This is a genomic window from Candidatus Nitrotoga arctica, from assembly GCF_918378365.1.
In the GTDB taxonomy this organism is placed as follows: Bacteria; Pseudomonadota; Gammaproteobacteria; order Burkholderiales; family Gallionellaceae; genus Nitrotoga; species Nitrotoga arctica.
On record NZ_OU912926.1, the window covers coordinates 2,279,058 to 2,300,359 of the forward strand.

15 protein-coding genes are annotated in these 21,302 nt (G+C 49.2%); 10 read left to right on the forward strand and 5 right to left on the reverse strand.

The genetic code is table 11. The features are described from left to right. The first annotated feature begins 106 nt into the window (after positions 1-106). The 5 genes from ubiG to MKZ32_RS10490 all read left to right on the forward strand — a co-directional run bounded on the left by ubiG (position 107) and on the right by MKZ32_RS10490 (position 4,450). On the forward strand, positions 107-802 hold the full coding sequence (ubiG, locus tag MKZ32_RS10470; RefSeq protein WP_239797212.1) for a bifunctional 2-polyprenyl-6-hydroxyphenol methylase/3-demethylubiquinol 3-O-methyltransferase UbiG: 696 nt from the start codon (positions 107-109) through the stop codon (positions 800-802). Next, on the forward strand, positions 795-1,448 hold the full coding sequence (locus MKZ32_RS10475) for an HAD family hydrolase (protein ID WP_239797213.1): 654 nt from the start codon (positions 795-797) through the stop codon (positions 1,446-1,448). The genes ubiG and MKZ32_RS10475 overlap by 8 nt, the downstream gene beginning before the upstream one ends. Before the next feature lie 174 nt (positions 1,449-1,622). Next, positions 1,623-2,108 (forward strand): DUF1499 domain-containing protein, encoded by a 486-nt coding sequence (locus MKZ32_RS10480; protein ID WP_239797214.1) that lies wholly within the window; start codon positions 1,623-1,625, stop codon positions 2,106-2,108. A 356-nt stretch (positions 2,109-2,464) separates the two neighbouring features. After that, entirely contained in the window at positions 2,465-3,262 is a 798-nt protein-coding gene (locus MKZ32_RS10485) for an SH3 domain-containing protein (protein WP_239797215.1), read from the forward strand. A gap of 363 nt (positions 3,263-3,625) precedes the next feature. Further along, the gene (locus tag MKZ32_RS10490) at positions 3,626-4,450 is read left to right on the forward strand and encodes an HDOD domain-containing protein (protein ID WP_239797216.1); all 825 of its coding nucleotides are present in this window, start codon (positions 3,626-3,628) and stop codon (positions 4,448-4,450) included. 63 nt (positions 4,451-4,513) lie between these two features. Here the strand turns inward: MKZ32_RS10490 and miaA are convergent, their stop codons facing one another. Both miaA and mutL read right to left on the reverse strand, forming a co-directional pair. Further along, positions 4,514-5,452 carry a tRNA (adenosine(37)-N6)-dimethylallyltransferase MiaA gene (gene miaA, locus MKZ32_RS10495; RefSeq protein WP_239797217.1) on the reverse strand — a complete coding sequence of 313 codons (939 nt, stop codon included), beginning with the start codon at positions 5,450-5,452 and terminating at the stop codon, positions 4,514-4,516. Beyond that, entirely contained in the window at positions 5,449-7,332 is a 1,884-nt protein-coding gene (gene mutL / locus MKZ32_RS10500; protein ID WP_239797218.1) for a DNA mismatch repair endonuclease MutL, read from the reverse strand. The genes miaA and mutL overlap by 4 nt, the downstream gene beginning before the upstream one ends. Before the next feature lie 363 nt (positions 7,333-7,695). On the opposite strand from mutL, the gene MKZ32_RS10505 reads away from it, so the two are divergent. The 5 genes from MKZ32_RS10505 (at position 7,696) to MKZ32_RS10525 (ending at position 18,274) form a co-directional block, all read left to right on the forward strand. Next, on the forward strand, positions 7,696-11,196 hold the full coding sequence (locus MKZ32_RS10505) for an FAD-dependent oxidoreductase (RefSeq protein ID WP_239797219.1): 3,501 nt from the start codon (positions 7,696-7,698) through the stop codon (positions 11,194-11,196). 70 nt (positions 11,197-11,266) lie between these two features. Further along, positions 11,267-12,391 (forward strand): Re/Si-specific NAD(P)(+) transhydrogenase subunit alpha, encoded by a 1,125-nt coding sequence (locus tag MKZ32_RS10510; RefSeq protein ID WP_239797220.1) that lies wholly within the window; start codon positions 11,267-11,269, stop codon positions 12,389-12,391. 76 nt (positions 12,392-12,467) lie between these two features. After that, entirely contained in the window at positions 12,468-12,764 is a 297-nt protein-coding gene (locus MKZ32_RS10515; RefSeq protein WP_239797221.1) for an NAD(P) transhydrogenase subunit alpha part 2, read from the forward strand. 151 nt (positions 12,765-12,915) lie between these two features. After that, positions 12,916-14,295, forward strand: coding sequence for an NAD(P)(+) transhydrogenase (Re/Si-specific) subunit beta (locus MKZ32_RS10520; RefSeq protein ID WP_239797222.1), 1,380 nt, complete (start codon positions 12,916-12,918; stop codon positions 14,293-14,295). Between the two features lie 400 nt (positions 14,296-14,695). Next, positions 14,696-18,274, forward strand: coding sequence for a bifunctional diguanylate cyclase/phosphodiesterase (locus tag MKZ32_RS10525; protein ID WP_239797223.1), 3,579 nt, complete (start codon positions 14,696-14,698; stop codon positions 18,272-18,274). Between the two features lie 293 nt (positions 18,275-18,567). Here MKZ32_RS10525 and MKZ32_RS10530 read toward each other — a convergent pair whose 3' ends face one another. The 3 genes from MKZ32_RS10530 to MKZ32_RS10540 all read right to left on the reverse strand — a co-directional run bounded on the left by MKZ32_RS10530 (position 18,568) and on the right by MKZ32_RS10540 (position 21,253). Continuing rightward, the gene (locus tag MKZ32_RS10530; protein ID WP_239797224.1) at positions 18,568-19,308 is read right to left on the reverse strand and encodes a VC0807 family protein; all 741 of its coding nucleotides are present in this window, start codon (positions 19,306-19,308) and stop codon (positions 18,568-18,570) included. Between the two features lie 189 nt (positions 19,309-19,497). After that, positions 19,498-20,124 (reverse strand): class I SAM-dependent methyltransferase, encoded by a 627-nt coding sequence (locus MKZ32_RS10535; protein ID WP_239797225.1) that lies wholly within the window; start codon positions 20,122-20,124, stop codon positions 19,498-19,500. 145 nt (positions 20,125-20,269) lie between these two features. Then, a complete protein-coding gene (locus tag MKZ32_RS10540) occupies positions 20,270-21,253 on the reverse strand; it encodes a malate dehydrogenase (RefSeq protein WP_239797226.1) in 984 nt (327 codons plus the stop codon). Positions 21,254-21,302 lie beyond the last annotated feature (49 nt).

A 21,302-nucleotide genomic window follows, 5' to 3' on the forward strand; every position in this document is an offset into this window, starting at 1 on the left:
TAATTTCTTTGCTGCGCAGCACCTGAAATTAAGTCGCCTGATTGGCTGGCGGTTCAAGACAAGTTTTGTTACATTCTGCCCTTCATTCCGAATTTATGAGCACATCATGACCAATGCTGATCCGCTTGAACTGGAAAAATTTAGTCAGCTTGCCCACCGCTGGTGGGATTCCAATAGTGAATTCAAACCACTACATGAAATCAACCCGCTGCGCCTGAACTATATCAACCGTATCGCGGCCCTGGCCGGCAAAACTGTGCTGGATGTCGGCTGCGGCGGCGGCATTCTGTCGGAAAGTATGGCCACACTTGGCGCGCAGGTGACGGGCATTGATCTGGGTGAGAAGGCACTGCAAGTTGCCAGACTGCACTTGCTGGAAAGTGGCCAACAGGTGAACTACCGCAACATCGCCGTGGAAGACCTGGCGGCAGAACAGCCAGGCCACTACGATGTGGTCACTTGCATGGAATTGCTCGAACATGTACCCGATCCCTCCAGCACCGTGGCTGCTTGCGCGCAACTAACCAAGCCAGGTGGTCACGTATTCTTTTCCACCCTCAACCGCAACCCAAAGTCCTACCTTTTCGCGGTAATCGGCGCGGAATATTTACTTCATTTGCTGCCGCGAGGCACGCACGATTATGCTAAATTTATCAAACCGTCCGAACTCGCACAATCTTGCCGCAATGCAGGGCTTAACATAAGCGACATCAGCGGTATGAGTTACCACCCTCTTTATAAAACCTACTCAATCGGCCAGAACACTGACGTCAACTACCTGCTCGCCTGTCGTCGTGACTAGTGCCGTACTGTTCGATCTCGACGGCACTTTTGCTGACACGGCACCCGACCTGGGCGCCGCCCTAAACCATCTGCTCAACCTGCATGGCAGGCCACCTTTGCCTTTGGAAACAATCCGCCCGCAAGCATCGCATGGCTCCCTTGGCTTGCTAAAACTGGGTTTTAACATTGAGCCAAACGCGCCAACTTTTACGAATTTACGCGATGGCTTCCTGGATTATTATGCCAGCCATATTTGTGTCCATACCACCCTGTTCCCAGGAATGGCGGAACTGATCGAAGTACTGGAACAACGTGGCTTGCCGTGGGGCATCGTCACCAACAAACCCCATCGCTTCACCCTACCGCTGATGCAAGCGCTGGGCTATGCACAGCGCGCTGCCTGCCTGATCAGCGGCGACACATGCGCACGTGCCAAGCCCTTCCCGGATTCGCTACTGAAGGCCAGTGAATTGCTGAAAATCGCACCAAAGCTCTGCCTGTATCTGGGTGATGACAAGCGCGATGCGGAAGCGGCGCAGGCTGCCGGAATGCGCTGCGTCATCGCCCGCTATGGTTACAACAGTTCTCCGGAGGAATTATCCAATTGGCCGGCGCAAGGCGAAATTGATTTACCATCTCAACTATTACAGCATTTAAGAGATTGAAAAATCTGGTAATTTCATGAGGTGAATAGAGAAGACAAAATGATTGCTTTAGCAGGCTCTGCCACCTTTCACTGTATGGTACGAACGCGAGGAAACTAATGTTGTCGGGTCGACGTTTGCATGTCAGTGCACTCAAATGTAAAGTGCATAATATGACCTTGCGCTGACTACATCATGGCCAAAATTATCCTTAAGATTTCCATCCTGCTATTCATCATTCTCCCGGTAGTTATCATCATTGCGGGACAGGCTGGCTTATTCAATGGAAAACGTCCAACCGATCTTGGCCTGCGTGATGGCAAGCTAAAAGCACCTCTTGCAGAATCATCCAATAGTATTTCCAGCCAAGCGGCACTATACCCGCACAGCGACTACCACATCATTGCTCCGCTCACATATCAAGGTGACGGTAAAGCCGCCTTTGTCAAACTGACTAATATAGTGCGCAACATAAATAACACAACGGTGATTACCGCAGAACCAACTTATTTATACGCCGAATTCCAGAGCCGTCTAATGAAATTCACCGATGACGTAGAATTTGCACTCGATGAACAGGCTGACGTTATTAACATGCGCTCTGCGTCACGCCTAGGCAAGAATGATTTTGGAACGAACAGGAAGAGACTAGAAGCTATTCGTGCAATATTTGGAAGTTGACGAGGCGTAATCATGTCCACATCGCAGATAACGGAATCCTCCCGACAACCATCGTTGCGCCAGCGTATGAGCGCTGGGTTAACTCTTCCGAGAAAAAATTACAACCGACAACCGTCGCACTGATGCATTCGGCCTGATATTCAACTCCGACTGTTCAACTCCGGCCCGCGCCATAACGGATCCACTTCCGCCACATCCATAACCACAAAACTAGCAAGCTCATTATCAAAGATGAAGTGAAAGTTGAAATTCTCGTTCGTACATCATCTTGATAATTTGTGTTGAGATAAGTAATTTGAGCCGCGCAATAATATGCGTTGTGGTAGGGTATGTACCCTACTATAAAGGGTGACAAAGTGACAAGATTGTGGACACAGTCAGACAAACTATATAGCTTGCTCAAGACTTGGGCGGTACGAATGCTATGCGCAACAGTTATAACACTGTTAGGTTTAAACATTACGGGGTGCACCATCCCGAAACCGATCCCGGTTGTTGTAGCCGCCCCAATTCCGCCGCATGAACCCAACGAAGTACTGCAACGTGAAATCGAACGTCTGCAGCAACAATTGGCGGAAAAAGAGGTGTTAATCCGAAACCTGAACGCTCGTCAGCAGGGCCAGGCCAAAGCGTTACAGGAAACCACCAGTCAAGTCACTCGCGACCAGGTGAGGTTACGGCGGCTAGCCACACAGCCCGGTGCCGCCTCATCTATCGCGGAAGTAGAAGTAGCTCTGGCAAGTTTAAAGTTATCCCAGATCACAGCGCCCGAACAAACACTGCAAGCACAACGTCTCCTTGATGCCGCTACGGCGTCCTACGCCAAAGGAGACTACGGCACAGCCATGGACCACACGGCGCAGACACGAGAATTTATCGACATGGTGATGGATAACCGCACCCGCAAGGCATCAGATCCACGCCTTGTAATGATACCGTTCAATGTCCCCATTCCGTTACGCGCCAAGAGCAACATCAAGCTGCGCCGAGAGCCATTTGGCAGTGCAGTTAAGCTTGGTGCACTAAAAAAAGGTTCCGCGCTAACTGCGCACGCCTATCTGGGTGACTGGCTACACGTTCAGACCAGCAATGAGCGTTCTGGATGGGTACTAAATACTTTGGTAGAGGTACAAGTGGGCAACCTTAATCACTAATCTTACTATCTCACAAATGTAATATCGTACGTATCTAATTGTAATGAGAACATTGTCACGAAACACTTACGAGTGCGACACTCAAGCCAGGCATAGTGTCATGATTGAGTCCTGTACCTGACACTGAGCGCTAAACTGCCCTTGGGGACGTAATCTTTGAACGTGGCTGACATTTGGCGTTGGCGGTTTCATTTCCATGACCTTCGTCTGCCAACACTACACTCATGAGCACACCTGCAACCATGGCCTAATGCATCTGCTCCAAGGTAATCTTGGACTTGATCGCAACGCAATATCTTCTTCCTAAAGATTTACTCTGAAGAGCCGAGATATTCGATAGGTTAGTAATGGTAAGGAGATGTTATGCAACATCAGAAAATGTGGGGACTGGCCGAGTGGGTAGACTTTTTCAGTCAAGTCGATATTCCGGTATTGAAACAAACCGCACGCAATCTGTCTGCATTGCGCCAACATGAAAAAAACCTTAGTGCGCGGGGTGTTGCCTATATTATTAATTCTGACCCAATGATGACCGTCAAGCTGCTGCGCCATCTGCAGCAGCAAAAGCACGCCAGCCAAGAGCATGAAGTGATGCAGGTGGATCAAGCATTAATGATGTTGGGTCTCGATACGTTTTTTAAAAAAGTGCCGGCAGAACCGCTGGCGGAAACAGTTCTAAGCGGGCAGATGGATGCCTTAAGCTGCTTATTGCGAGTGATACACCGTTCAAACCGTGCATCCACTTTCGCTGTGGATTGGGCGGTGCGCTTGAGTGATATGCATTTTGAAGAAGTTCGCATCGCTGCATTATTATTTGATATTACCGAACTGCTAATGTGGTGTTTTGCACCTGTAGATATGCTGAAAATCCGTGCCCTGCAACAACAGGATAAAACATTGCGTAGTAATGTTGCGCAGGAACGGGTGTTGGGCTTTGCATTATTTAATTTGCAATCTGCATTGGCATCCAAATGGTCACTACCCAAGCTGTTGATCACGCTGATGGATGGCGAATGTGCCAATCAGCAACGCGTGCGTAATGTCTTTCTCGCCGTCAATCTTGCGCGCCATTCTGCCAATGGCTGGAATGATGCAGCTCTGCCCGATGACTATACTGATATCGGCAAACTCCTGCACATGCAGCCAGAAGAAGTGAAGGTTATGATCGGTGCGCAAGAGAAAGACTAATACGCTCCCGATAAACTGAATTCCTGATTTTTTCAATACAAAATTCTTCACCCACGCAGCAGGTTAAATTTTATGTAGCTGCCGCACAGCGACGAGTACTTGTTGCGCAAGATTGTGGGTTAAGCAATCAAATTCGATGATTTCCGGCATGCCGCGCAGCCAGGTAAGCTGACGTTTAGCCAGCTGACGTGTGGCGGCGATCCCTTTGTCCAATAACTCTGTTTCGTTTATTTCTCCGGCGAGGAATTGCCATGCCTGACGATAACCTACGCAGCGCATGGAGGGCATGTTGGAATGCAAAGAATATTTTTCTTTAAGTGCGAGCAATTCATCTACCAAGCCAAGTTTAAGCATGGCAACAAATCGTGTGGCGATACGTGCATGCAACTTGCTACGTTCACTTGGAATGAGCGCAATCTGCATGACGTGATAAGGCAGCGGATATTTGTTTTGCTGCTTAAACAGCGTGGACATTGGTTGGCCGGAGAGTTGATAAACCTCCAGCGCACGCTGGATACGCTGCGCGTCGTTTGGCTTTAGAAGTGCTGCCGTTTCCGGATCAACCTGGGCTAATTTGGCATGCAAGGCAGGCCAACCGAGACGGTCAGATTGCTCGTCCAAAGCAGCACGCACTTTAGAGTCGGCCTGCGGTAGTTCATTCAGACCAAAGCGCAAGGCGCGGAAATACAACATGGTGCCGCCCACCAGCAAAGGAATGCGCCCGCGTTGCGTGATGTCCTTCATCAGACGTAGTGCGTCATGGCGAAAAGCGGCGGCGGAATAAGCATTGGTTGGATCAATTATATTGATCAGGTGGTGCGGCGCACGAGCGAGGACGGCAGCCTCGGGTTTGGCAGTACCGATATTCATATCCCGATACACCAGCGCGGAATCAACGCTAATAATTTCTACTGGTAGCTGCTGGGCCAGTTCTACAGCCACCTGGGTCTTTCCGCTGGCGGTAGGACCCATAAGGAAAAGAGCGGGAGGCAGTGTGTTCATTTTCCTCGCATGAACAGCGTATCCAATTCTGCAATACTCATTTGAAACCAAGTCGGACGACCGTGATTGCACTGGCCAGAGCGTTCTGTACGTTCCATTTCACGCAGGATATTATTCATCTCAGGCACGGTAAGAATTTGATTGGCCCGCACAGCGGAATGGCAGGCCAGCGTAGACAACAGTTCATTACGTCGTTCGGTCAGCACCCGAGTGGCGCCGTATTCACGCATTTCATGCAATACATCACGTGCGGCAGCTTCGGCGTGAGTCTGTTTAAGCATAGCAGGCATGGCACGCACTGCCAGAGTTGTCGGCGACAATGGAGCGATATCAAAACCCAGTTGTGCAATAGCTGCGTGCTCTTCCTCGGCTGTGGCAATGTCCAATGCCTCGGCAGTAAAGCTCACCGGGATTAGTAACGGCTGCATGGGAATTTGTTGCCCGTCAAGTGCCGTTTTAAGTCTCTCGTATACGATACGCTCATGGGCGGCGTGCATGTCCACTACGACCAGCCCATGTATGTTTTGGGCCAAAATATAGATGCCAGCAAGTTGCGCTAGTGCAAAACCGAGTGGCGGAATTTCAGTTTCTGATGAGGAAGATTGGGAGTGAGTATTTAAAAAGGGCGCGTCATTGAATTTTTCCTCCTCCCCTCCCCTGCTTTCCTTCTTTCCAAAAAGAGCATCGTAAAAAGCCAGCGGCTGTGATGCCATGTGCAACCGCAAAGGCTGCTGCATTGGCTGTTGTATCGACGTGGTTCGTTGCACGGATGAAACCTGGGCTAGTTGATTTGATAGGTCAGACGAATTTTCTGTCAGAGCCACAGGCGTGCTCAACACCTGTTGAAGCGTATGAAACACGAATTGATGAATGGCCTGGCTCTCACGAAAGCGAACTTCGCTCTTGGCCGGATGCACATTCACGTCCACCAATTCTGGCGGCATATCTAGAAACAACACAAAGGCGGGATGACGCTGGTGATGAAGGATATCCTGATAGGCTTGTCGGATGGCATGGGCGACTACCTTATCGCGGATAAAACGTCCATTCACAAAAAAATATTGAGCTTCGCGTGATGCTTTCGAATATGCAGGCAAAGAAGCCATGCCATATAAATGCAATCCAGCCGCCTTGCGTGAGACGGGCACCGCACTTTGCCCAAATTCTTTGCTTAACATGGCTTCGATGCGCTTTGGCAATGCATCTGCTTTTTCTTCCCAACTTACTTCAGGAAGCTGGGAGATCGACGTGAAAGGTACACAGCTTGAGCGTGGCAGCATGGGTAATTGCCACATCATGCGGTTGTTGTGTTGCAGGCTGAAGGCGACATCCGGGCGTGACAGTGCGATGCGCTTGAAGGTTTCCTCACAATAAGCAAGCTCGGTGGCTTCGGACTTGAGAAATTTGCGTCGCGCCGGGGTATTAAAATACAGTTCGCGTATTTCCACGCTGGTGCCCTGAGCGTGCGCAGCAGGAATAACTTCGCTCTGTGTGCCATCCCCGGATTGAATCTGCCAAGCATGTGAGTTTTCCGTCTTGCGGCTGGTAAGCGTTACCTGCGCCACTGCCGCCATGCTGGCCAAAGCCTCGCCCCGAAAACCCATGCTGGCGACGCGCTGCAAGTCGGCTAATGAGGCAATCTTACTGGTCGCGTGACGCATCAGGGCGAACGGTAACTCTTCTGGCGCAATACCATTACCATTGTCGCGCACACGCAGCAGCTTTACGCCGCCGCCTTCCAGCTGCACGATGATTTCAGTGGCACCCGCATCCAGACTGTTTTCCAGCATCTCCTTAAGCGCGGCAGAAGGACGTTCGATAACTTCGCCAGCAGCGATTTGGTTGATGAGCAGATCAGGTAATAGCTGTATGGCGGACATATAAAATAATTCAGGTTGCGGACAATGAATTATAACTTTTTCACGCTATGGCAGTGCGGTGGCGAAGATAAAATCGTATAATCTTATGCTAATAAAATCGTATAATTATAAGTTAATATAAATTATTATTGCCCGGTATAACCGGGCTTTTTTAATATGCTTGGACTGGAGCACAGACGTTTTGTCCGCATGTAAGCAAGGTGTCTCGCTTGCAGCTGGGTGGATGACCTCCCCGCTTTAAAATTCACAGCGCATAATAAATTTAGGAGTTTGCACTGCATGGAAAGCTTAAATTCTGAGCAAAGTAGCACAGGTACTGATAGTGGAGTCGCTCCGCCCCCAGTTTTAAAACTGGGGTTCGGAATGAAATTTGAAGATCTCTACAGCTGCGATGGGCTACCCCGCATCGACTCTTGTTTTCTGGCTGAACTTGCTGAAAGCGAACCATTACTGGCTGAAAGACTGGCGGCAGCGCGTAATGCACCGGACAATCTGACGCATCTGGAAGAATCGCAGCTCATTATTAATCTGGCCCCACATCTGGAAGATTTTCTTGGTCAATTATTTGATATTCAGATTGCGGTACGCGAGTTGGCGGAACGACACCACGAGCTAGCGCCGCTGTTCCACTGCAAACGTATTTTTGTGCAGCGTAAAGCAATACACAAGTACAAGGCAGCTGATGCCGCGGCTTTCGATGGTGATATCCTTGCGGCAGCCTTGTTACAGGCTTTCGGCGATGCTACTGGTGAGATGAGTGAATTGCTTTTTGCCCGGCACGTTAATGGCTGGCTTGATGCCGAGGCAGAAAATATCGACAAGCTTGATACCGCCATGCGTTACGCAGCTTGGGCGGCACTTACCACGGCGGGGAAAAAACGTCACGGGCATGGTGTGTTGTTCAAGCTTCCTGCCAAGCTCGACTTTCAGCGTCTGGTGCCTATCGTTCCCGTTGAAAATGTTTCATATACCGCGCATCGCCTTGCGGATAGCCATCTGCGCCAGCGCGAGGGTTTCGCCCTTACGGATAATGGTACGGACTTGGCGGGCGCCTTGGGTGAAGCTAATTACTGCATTTGGTGCCATGAACAAGGCAAGGACTCATGCTCGATCGGGCTGCGAGAAAAAGAAAGCGTGGCGGGTGCTCCCCCTCCATTTAAGAAAAGTACTTTCGGCATTCCGCTCGCAGGTTGCCCTGTGGATGAGAAAATCTCAGAATTCCATAAAGTTAAAGCTTCCGGTCTGGCATTGGGTGCTTTAGCTGTCATTGTTGTAGATAATCCGATGTGCGCCGCAACCGGTCATCGTATTTGCAATGACTGCATGAAATCCTGTATTTATCAAAAGCAGGAGCCGGTCAATATTCCACAGTCTGAGACGCGGTCATTGAAGGACGTTCTGGAACTGCCGTGGGGCTTTGAAATTTACAGCCTGCTCACCCGCTGGAATCCGCTCAATATTCGTCGCCCCTATCCGCGTGCTGCCACAGGTAAGCGTGTGCTTGTGGTCGGTATGGGTCCTGCCGGTTTTACGCTGGCACATCATTTAATGAACGACGGCCATATTGTTGCCGGTGTCGACGGGCTGAAAATCGAGCCCTTGCCGGGCGATTTATCTGGCGTAGATGCTGGTGGTAATCGAGTGGCGTTTAGCCCGGTCTATGATGCAAGCGAATTGAGGGAGCCGCTGGATAACAGGGTCATGGCCGGTTTTGGCGGGGTGGCCGAGTATGGCATTACGGTCCGATGGGATAAGAATTTTCTTAAAATCATTCGCCTGCTGCTGGAGCGGCGCACACAGTTCGCGCTATTTGGCGGTGTGCGTTTTGGTGGAACAATCACTGCCCAAAGCGCTTTTGAGCTGGGCTTCGATCATATTGCACTGGCTGCTGGCGCTGGCCGTCCGACATTGCTCGATATACCAAACGGCATGGCATGCGGTGTTCGCACTGCATCGGATTTTCTTATGGCATTGCAATTGACGGGTGCCGCCAAGCCTGACTCCATCGCCAACATGCAAGTTCGCTTGCCAGTTGTGGTAATCGGCGGTGGCTTGACCGCTATTGATACAGCCACTGAGTCTCTGGCCTATTACCCGGTGCAAGTTGAGAAATTTCTTTGCCGCTACGAAATGCTGGTAGCAGAAAAGGGTGAAGCGGCACTGCGCCGCATGTGGTCGGCGGCTGAAGCAATTATAGGCGACGAGTTTTTGAGTCATGCTCGAGCTATACGCGCGGAGCGGACTCTGGCCTCGATCGAAGGACGTAACCCCAATATCCTTCAGCTTATCAAATCATGGGGGGGGGTCACTTTGGCCTATCGCAAGCGCCTGATCGACAGCCCATCATATACCCTCAATCATGAGGAAGTGGAAAAGGCTCTGGAGGAAGGAATTTATTTTGCCGAAGGTTTGACCCCGGTGCGTGTAGAGGTGGATGTGAATGGCGATGCGACTGCCATGGTGGTGATGAACCAGGTATTAGATGCCGAGGGAGCCTGGCAGAAAGCCGGGCAAATACATCTGCCGGCGCGCACCATCTTTGTAGCTGCGGGCACCCAACCGAACACAGTGCTGGCCCGCGAGTTTCCAGAATACTTCAAGCTTGATGGACGTTACTTCCAGGCATGTGACGAACAAGGGGAACCGGTAAGACCAGAGCGTAGCAATGCCAAACCGGCCAAGGCACAAGTACTTCAATACAAGTACCATGATGGCCGCTTCATCAGTTTTTTCGGTGACCTGCATCCTTCTTATTCCGGCAACGTGGTCAAAGCCATGGGCAGTGCGAAACAGGGTTATCCGGTATTGAGCAAGGTGCTGTCACAGGTGGCCGCTGCAGCAAAAGAGAATAATCAAGAATTTCTTGCACGCCTGGGCAACGATCTGCGCGCCACCATACATCAAGTGGTCCGTCTTACCCCCAATATTGTCGAAGTAATCGTCAAAGCCCCTGCCGCGGCGCGCAGCTTTCAACCAGGACAATTTTATCGCCTGCAGAATTACGAGACTCATGCCGCACAAATTGATGGTACGCGCATGGTCATGGAAGGTTTAGCCCTGACCGGCGCTTGGGTTGATGCCGAGCAAGGCTTGCTCTCTACTATTGTGCTGGAAATGGGCGGCTCGTCGCAGTTATGTACAATGCTGAAGCCCGGTGAACCGGTAGTGCTTATGGGGCCAACTGGTACGCCCACTGAGATTGCTCCGGGGGAAATAGTGTTGCTGGCTGGTGGAGGCTTGGGCAACGCCGTACTATTTTCCATCGGCAAGGCATTCCGTAGCGCCGGCTCTAAAGTTCTTTACTTTGCCGGCTACAAAAAAATGATAGATCGTTACAAGGTGGAAGACATTGAAATGGCCGCTGATGTGGTGATTTGGTGCAGCGATGAAGCGCCCGGATTTATACCGAATCGTCCCCAAGATCGAACTTATGTAGGCAACATCGTGCAAGCCATCAAAGCCTATGCCAGCGGCGAATTAGGGCAGCCAGACATCGCGGTGAATCAAGCCGATCGCATCATTGCGATTGGTTCAGACAGGATGATGGCTGCGGTTGCGGCGGCCCGTCATAACGAGCTGAAACCCTATATGAAACCGGATCACCACGCCTTTGGTTCCATCAATTCACCCATGCAATGCATGATGAAAGAGATTTGCGGCCAGTGCATTCAGGAGCACTTCGATATATCGACCGGGGAAAAGACCTATGTATTTTCCTGTTTCAACCAGGATCAGAGACTAGACTGTGTAAATTTCCCCGGGTTGAATGCCCGGCTCAAGCAAAATACCGTGCAGGAAAAACTTACCGCACAATGGATAGCGCATTGCCTAGAACAAGATGACATATTGACAGGCACATCTTGATGATAAAATTATTTAATTATGGGTTCATGTGCCCGGTATACCCGGGCATTTTTAAAAGGGGAGATGTTTCATGCGTATAGGCATTCCTACGGAAACGCACGCAGGTGAAACACGTGTCGCGGCAACACCCGAAACGGTAAAAAAGATGCTGGCCGCTGGTCATGCGGTCATGGTGCAGCAGGGTGCCGGAGCAGGAGCGAGTATTCCCGATGCAGACTATCAGGCAGCAGGTGCCACCTTGGTCAGCGCCGCGGAAGTTTATGCTCAAGCGGAGATCATGCTTAAAGTGAAAGCTCCAACTGAAGACGAGCTGGCAAAGCTGGCCGCCAAAACCGTGCTGATCGGCTTACTTTCACCTTCTCAGGCGGACTTGGTTGCGGCCTACGCTAAGCAGGGAATCACCGCTTTTGCCATGGAAAAGCTGCCGCGCACGTCACGCGCGCAAGCTATGGATGTTCTGTCTTCGCAAGCTAATATTGCCGGATATAAGGCGGTACTAGTGGCGGCTAATTTATATAAACGGTTTATGCCGATGTTGATGACGGCTGCCGGAACTGTGAAGGCTGCGCGCGTGGTGATATTAGGCGTGGGTGTGGCTGGTTTGCAAGCTATCGCCACTGCCAAGCGCATGGGTGCGATAATCGAGGCTTCCGATGTGCGTCCTGCAGTGAAAGAACAAGTGGAGTCCCTGGGTGCCAAATTCATAGATGTGCCTTATGAAACTGACGAGGAGCGTGAAATTGCCCAAGGCGTTGGCGGTTATGCCCGCTCCATGCCCGCCAGTTGGATGGAACGTCAGAAGGGAGAGGTTGCCAAACGTGTGGCGCAAGCCGATATTGTCATTACCACTGCATTGATTCCCGGTAAAACCGCACCAGTGCTGGTGACAGAGGATATGGTCAAATCCATGAAGCCAGGTTCCGTGATCGTGGATATGGCTGTTGAAGCAGGCGGCAATTGCCCATTGTCCGAGTTAGGGAAGACGGTGGTTAAGCATGGCATCACATTGGTGGGTGAAGACAACCTACCTGCTTTGGTTGCTGCAGATGCCAGCGCTTTATATGCACGCAATCTATTCAATTTCCTCAATTTACTATGCGACCCCAAGAACGGCGGGAAGATGAACATCAATCGTACTGACGACATTATCGCCGGATCGCTGCTGTGTATCGACGGAGAAGTAGTTATTAAATAAATACATTAACCCCTCCCTCTCAGAAAATGAGCTGGGAAAGGTTAAGACTTGCCAATCTCAACATAGGAGTTTTGAAATGAGTAGTGCAATTGATCCTGTCATTATCAATCTGACCGTATTCGTATTGGCCGTGGTGGTTGGCTATCACGTGGTATGGAATGTCACGCCTGCGCTACATACACCGCTAATGGCAGTGACCAACGCAATTAGCGGCATTATCATCGTCGGTGCCATGTTGGCGGCGGGACCTGAGCAACTCGACGCTGGCACAGTAATGGGGTTAGTCGCAGTTATGCTGGCGGCAATTAATGTATTCGGGGGTTTTCTGGTAACACAGCGCATGCTGAGCATGTTCAAAAAGAAAAGTAAATAAGCCGAGAACGTCGATGTTCAGACGCAAAAAGTACAGCGGAGCGATATCAGCCATTAATTTGTAATAGCTCCCTACTTTATTTGTTGAGCATCACGATGCTTCACCTGATTTGCGAGGTAAAGCCGTTACAAAAAATAATCAAGGAAAAATTATGTCGGCAAATTTTGTTGCATTAGCCTATTTGATCGCCGCAGTTCTGTTTATCCTGGCGCTGAAAGGCTTGAGTTCTCCCATTTCCGCACGGCGCGGAAATATGTTTGGCATGATAGGCATGGCCATTGCGGTGCTCACCACACTGACTATCACTCAGAACCTGATTTATATTGCGCTTGCCATCATCGTGGGCGGAGCGATAGGTGCGGTAGTCGCCCGGCGCATTCAAATGACTGCCATGCCGGAATTGGTAGCGGCAATGCACTCGCTGGTCGGTCTGGCGGCGGTGCTGGTCGCCATGTCCGCGTTTTATAATCCAGTCGCCTATGGCATCTCACCGCTGCACGCCAGCAACCTGATTGAATTATTCATCGGTACGTTTGTTGGTGCGATTACATTCACCGGTTCCATTATCGCTTTCGGAAAACTATCCGGCAAACTCGGCAGCAAGCCCTTGCATTTTGCTGGACAGCACTGGTTTAACCTGTTTCTGGGTGTTGTCATGATCGCCTTCGGCATCATGTTCATTTTTACGGAAAGCTGGACGCCATTCCTGATCATGATTGCTTTAGCACTGTCGCTGGGAGTATTACTGATTTTGCCGATTGGTGGAGCGGACATGCCCGTCGTGGTATCCATGCTTAACTCTTATTCCGGGTGGGCCGCAGCAGGCATTGGCTTTACCCTAAATAATAATATGCTGATTATTGCCGGTTCGTTAGTCGGCAGCTCTGGCGCGATTCTTTCTTACATTATGTGTAAGGCAATGAACCGCTCCTTCTTCAATGTAATTCTTGGTGGCTTTGGTGGTGGTGATGGCGGAGTGGGGACTGGCGAGGTCGAGCAGCGGCCGGTACGTAGCGGTAGTGCGGATGACGCTGCGTTCCTGATGGGCAATGCGGATAGCGTCATCATCGTCCCGGGCTATGGTCTGGCAGTGGCGCGGGCACAACATGCAATCAACGAAATGACTGAGCATTTAATCGAGAAGGGCGTCAAAGTGCGTTATGCCATCCACCCTGTGGCCGGACGCATGCCGGGGCATATGAACGTATTGCTGGCTGAGGCTGAAGTACCTTACGATCAAGTATTTGAAATGGACGAGATCAATAACGAATTTGCCGATACTGATGTGGTGCTGGTCATCGGTGCTAACGACGTGGTGAATCCTGCAGCCAAGACTGACCCGAACTGCCCTATTTATGGCATGCCGATCATTGATGCGCACAAGGCGCGTACTATTCTGGTAGTCAAACGCAGTATGGCTGTCGGCTATGCTGGACTGGACAATGATTTGTTCTATTTAGACAAAACCATGATGGTGTTTGGCGATGCCAAAAAAGTAGTCGAGGATATAATCAAGGCGTTGCAGCACTAAGTTAATACTTGATTTCATTTCGAATAATATCCCGGTTTACCGGGATATTTATTTTAGGCATCTAAAAATAGCGCAGAACTTTGCAAATACCTTCTGACCTAGTCAATATTTTAAACAATGCAATGCAGCAGAGAGGATAGAACCTGGATTGTAGAGACACACTAAATTACATTGCGTTCCATAACCCATGCCACATAAAAAACCGAATCGCATATGCCTTCAGGAAACCATGGAGTGCCTTAAAGTATTTCTACAGATTGTCGTAAGGTAATATTCAAAATGATTATTCATGAGATACAAAAAGTGATTTCTTAAAGACCCCTTAGAGTAACTATGTTCAGCGTTCAGCCACACTACAATTATGGAGTTTTCATACAAAATATGATGCTAAATTATTAACGTGGTGAAACCATTGACTGCATCCCGCATTAATCCTATTCAACAGCTATTATCATGGTCTCCTGCTATCCGATTTCTACCATGGTTGGTAGTAATTATTTCTTTAGCTGTAACCCATCAGTTGTGGAAAAATGCGCACTACGAAGCTGTACGGGAGTTGCAATATAATTTCAATTTCCGTTTACTTGATGTCAGCAACCGCATTGAACAACGCATGCAGTCTTATGAACAAGCGTTGCGGGGTACACAAGGTTTATTCGCAGCTTCCATCAGCGTAGAGCGGGACGAGTTCCATGCCTATATCGGTGCTCAACATATTGTGGAGAGCTTCCCTGGTATTCAAGGTGTGGGGTTTTCGCTGATCACCCCTACGACGAAGCAAAATAACCACATTGCCACCGTCTCCAAGGAAAGCTTCCCCGCATACCCCAGCCCTCCTAATGAGAAGCAAGACATCACCACCTCAGTCGTCTACATCGAGCCATTCTTAGAGGGTAATCGACGTACTTTGGGTTACGACATGTATTCCGATCCGGTGCGCCGTGCCGCAATGGAGCAAGCGCGTGACAACAATAAAGCCGTTATCACCGGCAAGACGAAACTGATACAGGAAAATAGCGAAAGCGCGCAGGCTGGTTTTGTGATGTATCTGCCTATCTATAAAAACGGGACACCCTATGCAACCTTGGCTGAGCGTCGCGCCAATCTTGTTGGCTGGGTCTTTGCTCTGTTTCGGATGGATGATCTTATACGTGGCATTCTCGGGGCGAGCAGTCCTGACATCGACATCAAAATCCACGACAGCGAGGAGATGTCGAGTAAGACGCTAATGCATGCAACAGACAACACCAATAAAAACGACATCAAGATGGACTCGCTCTTTCATGCTTCGAAGCGCCTTGAAATTGCTGGCCACACCTGGACAATGGCTATTAGCTCTCTCCCCCGCTTTGAGGCACAGTTAGTCAAAGAAAAAGCACAATCCATTGTCGTGGTTGGCTTAGCTGTAAGTATATTGCTGGGCCTACTCACAGGATTGCTGGTGCAGGGCCGGGAACGCGCTCTTCGAACTGCGCGGAAGATGAATGAACGATTAATCGAGAGCGAGGAGCGCCTACGCCTTAGTCTGATGTATGGCGAGATCGGCACTTGGGATTGGGATATTCGCACTAGCAAACTATATTGGTGCGATCATATTTCCGTCCTTATGGCCTGTCCTGCAAGAAAACAGAATGGTACTTATGACGACTTCCTGAGCAGCATACATCCGGATGACCGTCAGTACATGATCGATTCCATGAATGGCTGTGTTGAAGAAAGCGCTAGATACAACATAGAGCACCGAGTTATTTGGCCGGATGGCACGGTACGCTGGCTACATCAGCGCGGCGGTGTGATACGCGATACAGATGGAACGCCGCTGAAGATGCTGGGTGTGGTTCAGGATGTGACCAGCAAAAAGCTGGAGGAAATGGAGCTGGTCGAAATCGATACGAGATTGCGCACCATTATTGATGCTGCCCCGGACGCCGTGGTGTTAATGAATTCCGAGGGCATACTCACTGGCTGGAATGGCCAGGCAGAAAAAATTTTTGGCTGGGCCAGGGAAGAAGCCATCGGACACATGCTGCACGATCTGATCATCCCGCCGCAATATCGTAATGCGCATATTCAAGGCTTGAAACATTTTTTAGCTTCCGGCAAGGGAGCCGTCCTGAATAAGCGTATAGAGATAACAGGCTTGCATCGCGATGGCCATCAATTTGCCATCGAATTGGCAATATCTCCGGTCAAACAAAAGGGTAAATATGAGTTCTGCGCCTTCATCCACGACATCACAGCACGCAAGAAAACTCAAAGTTTGCTGTTGCGTGCCAAAGAAGACGCCGAGCGAAGTTCCGCAGAGTTAATCAGCTACATCCAGGCAATTGACCAGCACGCCCTCGTTTCCGTTGCCGACCCTTTCGGGCGCATCATCCAGGCCAATGACAAATTTTGTGAAGTCAGCGGCTACAGCCGGGAAGAGATGCTCGGCCATGACCACCGTATCATTAATTCCGAGACGCATCCAAGCGCTTTTTTCGTCGAGATGTGGGTTACCATCGCCAGTGGTGACATCTGGCGCGGTGAAATTTGTAACCGCGCAAAAAACGGTGCACTCTATTGGGTGGATAGCACTATCGTGCCACTCAAAGATGCCAACGGACAAATTGTACGTTACATATCGGTCAGGGTTGACATTACCAAACGCAAGGAATCTGAGCAGCACATTCAGTCCCTTGCCTACTACGATGTGTTGACTGGTCTGCCCAACCGCACCTTGCTGCATGACCGTCTTGGGCAACTGATCGCTGAATCACATCGTGACCAGCATAAATTTGCACTGCTATTTATCGATCTTGATCGCTTTAAATATGTAAACGACTCAATGGGGCATGCGGTGGGCGACAAATTATTGCAAGTCGTGGCGCTACGTTTACAGGAATGTGTGCGTGAGGTAGATACCGTATCACGTATCAGCGGCGACGAATTTATCGTATTGCTGCGTGAGACTGATGCAAAGGGCGCGGCGCGCGTGGCTGGCAAGATACTCAAGGCGCTGACTATTCCTTGTGATGTCGGCACCCTGCAAATCGCCACCCACGCCAGCATCGGCATCAGTATCTATCCTGACAATGCGGACAGTGAAGACGAAATCAATACGTTGATCAAGCATGCTGACGTGGCGATGTATCGTGTAAAAGCCGAGGGCCGCAGCAACTTCATGTTTTTTGCGCCGGAAATGAATTTCCGTGCCAATCAACTATTTTCTATGGAAAATGATATGCGCTTGGCGTTGGAACGCAATGAATTTATATTGCATTATCAGCCCCAGGCAAATTTAATCAGCGGGATGGTGTGCGGTGCAGAGGCATTACTGCGCTGGAAGCATCCAGAAAAGGGCTTCGTTGCACCAGCAGAATTTGTTCCGGTGGCCGAAGAGACCGGGCAGATTATACCTATCGGGGAATGGGTGCTGCGCACAGCTTGCGCGCAACTGGCCGAATGGAGGCGGCAGGGGATGTCCTTATTCCCGATATCTATTAATTTATCCATCAGTCAACTGCGTCAGCCTCAACTGGCGCAAATGATCATCGCTATACTAGAAGAAACGGGGCTACATCCAAAGGACTTGGAGTTGGAAATTACCGAAGGCGTCATGATGAACGAGGCTCAAGCGTCCATGGCTTTCCTGGCCCAGATGCATGAGCTGGGAGTGCAATTAGCCATAGATGACTTCGGTACCGGTTATTCTAGCCTTAGTTACTTGAAGAAAATGCCGCTCGATCGACTAAAGGTGGACCAATCCTTTGTACGTGACATTGCTACTGATGAAAATGATGCGGCTATCGTGCGTTCTATCATTAGTCTGGGTCACCAGTTTAAATTACAGGTCATCGCAGAAGGAGTGGAAACGTTGGAACAACTGGATTTCTTGCGTACTCGAGGCTGCGATGAGATTCAAGGTTATTATTTTAGCCACCCGCTACTAGCTGAAGAATTTGCGATATTTATCAATGGCAATCCAGTGCTGGATTAGGATTGGATATAATTTTGAGTTATCTTATTCAAGCATTGTTCATCTGAGGTGTGGGCATTCGCGAGCTGGTCGTCAATACACGGCACGTCAAGAATGTCCGCAGTCACCCTCGATGCTAACGCAAGCAAACTTTCTGCTCACCACAATGGAAGTGATTTCACGTTCACACTTTAAATAGACATCAAGAGTGCCAGTGTGATGGGAAAACAATAAGGGTGAGCACGACGATAAGCACACAAATCGCGATGACAACTAAAATCAGCACGATGAAAGCCCAGATGCTACGCCATATACTATTCATGTTTTTTCGTCTTTAAGTCTTTTGATGCGAGTACATCGTCCAGAGCAAGTCCAGTCAGGCTGGAAATAGTGCGCCACAAATAATAAAAAATCATCATCATCATCAGCATGGAAGGAATCGCAATCACTGGGTAGCTTAGTAAAGTTAACTGTCCCAGCTCCTCATTGAAGGCGATGCTACCTGTAGGACTGACAACAATCCATTTTGCGAGAACGTAGTTCATCCCTGAAGAAAAGAAAAAAGTACCGCTAAGCATGTAAGTAGCGTTTAATAATCGGGCTTCAAAGGCCTCGGTCCTATCATTTTCAACAAGTTTCTGTGTGATTTTTTCAATATCAATAACGGCTGGGTTATACAGCAATGTCCTGATCAGTGGATAACGTGAGTAGGTAGAAAGAAGCACAGCAATGCCAATCAGGCCGGGGATAGCAGCCTCCTTGATGGCCAGCCATTGGGTACTCAATGCCAGTAAACCAATACCACCTGTAAGCAACGTGCTGATCAAACCAAGAAGTGCTATGAAGTTAAATTTTTTATATTTCAAAAACTCAAATAAGCCCCATATTAGCGGAAAAGCCAAGGCTATAATTAGAGCACCGCTCGCACCAAGACTATTCTCGTTGCTGAATTTCATAAGAACAACGGAGGGAATAAGAATGCTGACTAACAGGTCAATAAACGGACGTGGGGTATGTTTTGCTGCTTTTTTTCCCTGCGTGGGAGGGTCAATCATAAAGTTTCCTTGGGTGTAATCCCGATTTTCAACAGTCACTTTCAATAGCAATATTATAATTGCTCTGGGTAGTTCAAGCGGAAAGATCGCAAATAATATGGATAGGTGTTTAACTCTTTATTTATTTTTAATCATGTCATTCATTATGGCGTAATGCAAATAAGAGGCCTTATTTTTTCAGAGGGGTTTTCAGTTGCGCCGCCAAACGCTCGCCAGCCAAGGTTGCTGTTCTCGCGGCAGTTTGTCGGGACGGTAATAGTGGATAAGCTCAGTGAATCCCGCGTCTGACATGAGGCACCGCCAAGTATCAAGATTGTAATAGACACCGTAGCGCCCGTGGTTCCATCCTTCCTCGTTATGCCCGTGTGGGTTGGAACTAAACAGAACAGCTGCCGGTTTCAGCGTCGTGTGCAACTCACTTAATATGCGTGGCAGCGCTTGACTGGGCACATGGAAAAGCGAGGCGTTAGCGAACGCTCCATCAAAATGATTGGCCGGAAGATCTAGATTGAGGAAATCTTGCTGCCATACTTCGCAGCGGCTGTAGTCGCGCGCCATCGCAGCGAAACGCTTGCAACCATCCAATCCCACCGCAATGTGCCCCATTTGTGCAAACATCTTGAGATCTCGCCCCGGTCCACAGCCAAAATCCAGTATCTTGAAAGGTGGCCCAACCTCGATGTAGTGAAGCAACGACATGATATTTTGACTGACGTCATGATTACTTGTGCCTACAAAAAAATCTTCGGCATGCTGGTTGTAGTACTTTAAGGTGAGCGTGGATATTTTTTCTAAGTCTTGCAGATTCAACTTCATATTGCATTTAAAATTATTGTGTAATCGACGATTTAATTTACTTTAATGTTAAAAGAGTAAGGTCGTCCGGCTTTGTTATTTTTGACTTTTACGTATCCAGATAGTGAAGTTAAATAATAACGAGTGAATAAATTATTTATGACATTTAACCTAGCAGATGTTTTATTTGCTCACTTTCTTTCAATAGCTCACGATAGTTTTCCAGCATATGTTGGCGACCGAGTTCACTTATTGGCAGATTCTGCACAATTTGATAGTCGCCGTTGTGACAAGTGACTGGGAAACCGTACACCACACCTGCTGGTATATCATAACTTCCATCCGATAGTACGCTCATGGTGACCCAGTCATCATGGTGTGAGCCAAGTATCCAATCATGCATATGGCCAATGGCTGCGTTGGCGGCGCTAGCAGCGCTACTCAAGCCGCGCGCTTCGATCACCACTGTGCCACGCTTTTGCACAGTGGGGATAAATTCGCTTTCAATCCAGGTGTGATCTTGCAGAATGTCGAGAATTTTGCGTTCCCGTATTTCGGCATGTGACAGATCAGGATACTGTGTACCGGAATGGTTGCCCCAAATCACCATTTTTTTGATGCTGCCAATGGGCTGGGAAAGTTTGCGCGATACCTGTGCGATGGCGCGGTTGTGATCAAGCCGCATCATAGAACTGACATTCTTCGGGTTTAGGTCGGGTGCGTTATGTATGACAATTAGTGCGTTGGTGTTAGCCGGATTGCCTACTACTAGAACTTTGACATAGGGTGCGGCGCATGCATTGAGAATCTTGCCGTGTTCGGCGAAAATACCAGCGTTAATCTCGATTAGATCTTTACGTTCCATGCCCTTACTACGTGGACGCGCGCCAACTAGTAGAACAATTTCTGCATCGCGAAAGGCGACCCGAGGGTCATCGGTAATGACAACCTGCTGCAACAGGGGAAATACACAGTCTTCCAGTTCCATCGCTATTCCGCGCAACGCTTGCTGTGCTTGTGGTATGTCCAGCAGTTGCAAGATGATGGGCTGTTCGTGTTTCAGCATATCGCCATTGGCGATGCGAAACAAAAGACTGTAACTGATCTGACCACCAGCACCAGTGATAGCGATGCGAATAGGTGCTTTCATAGCAATCTCCTGCGCGATGAATTATATAGACATTCTGACAGTGTTTGTC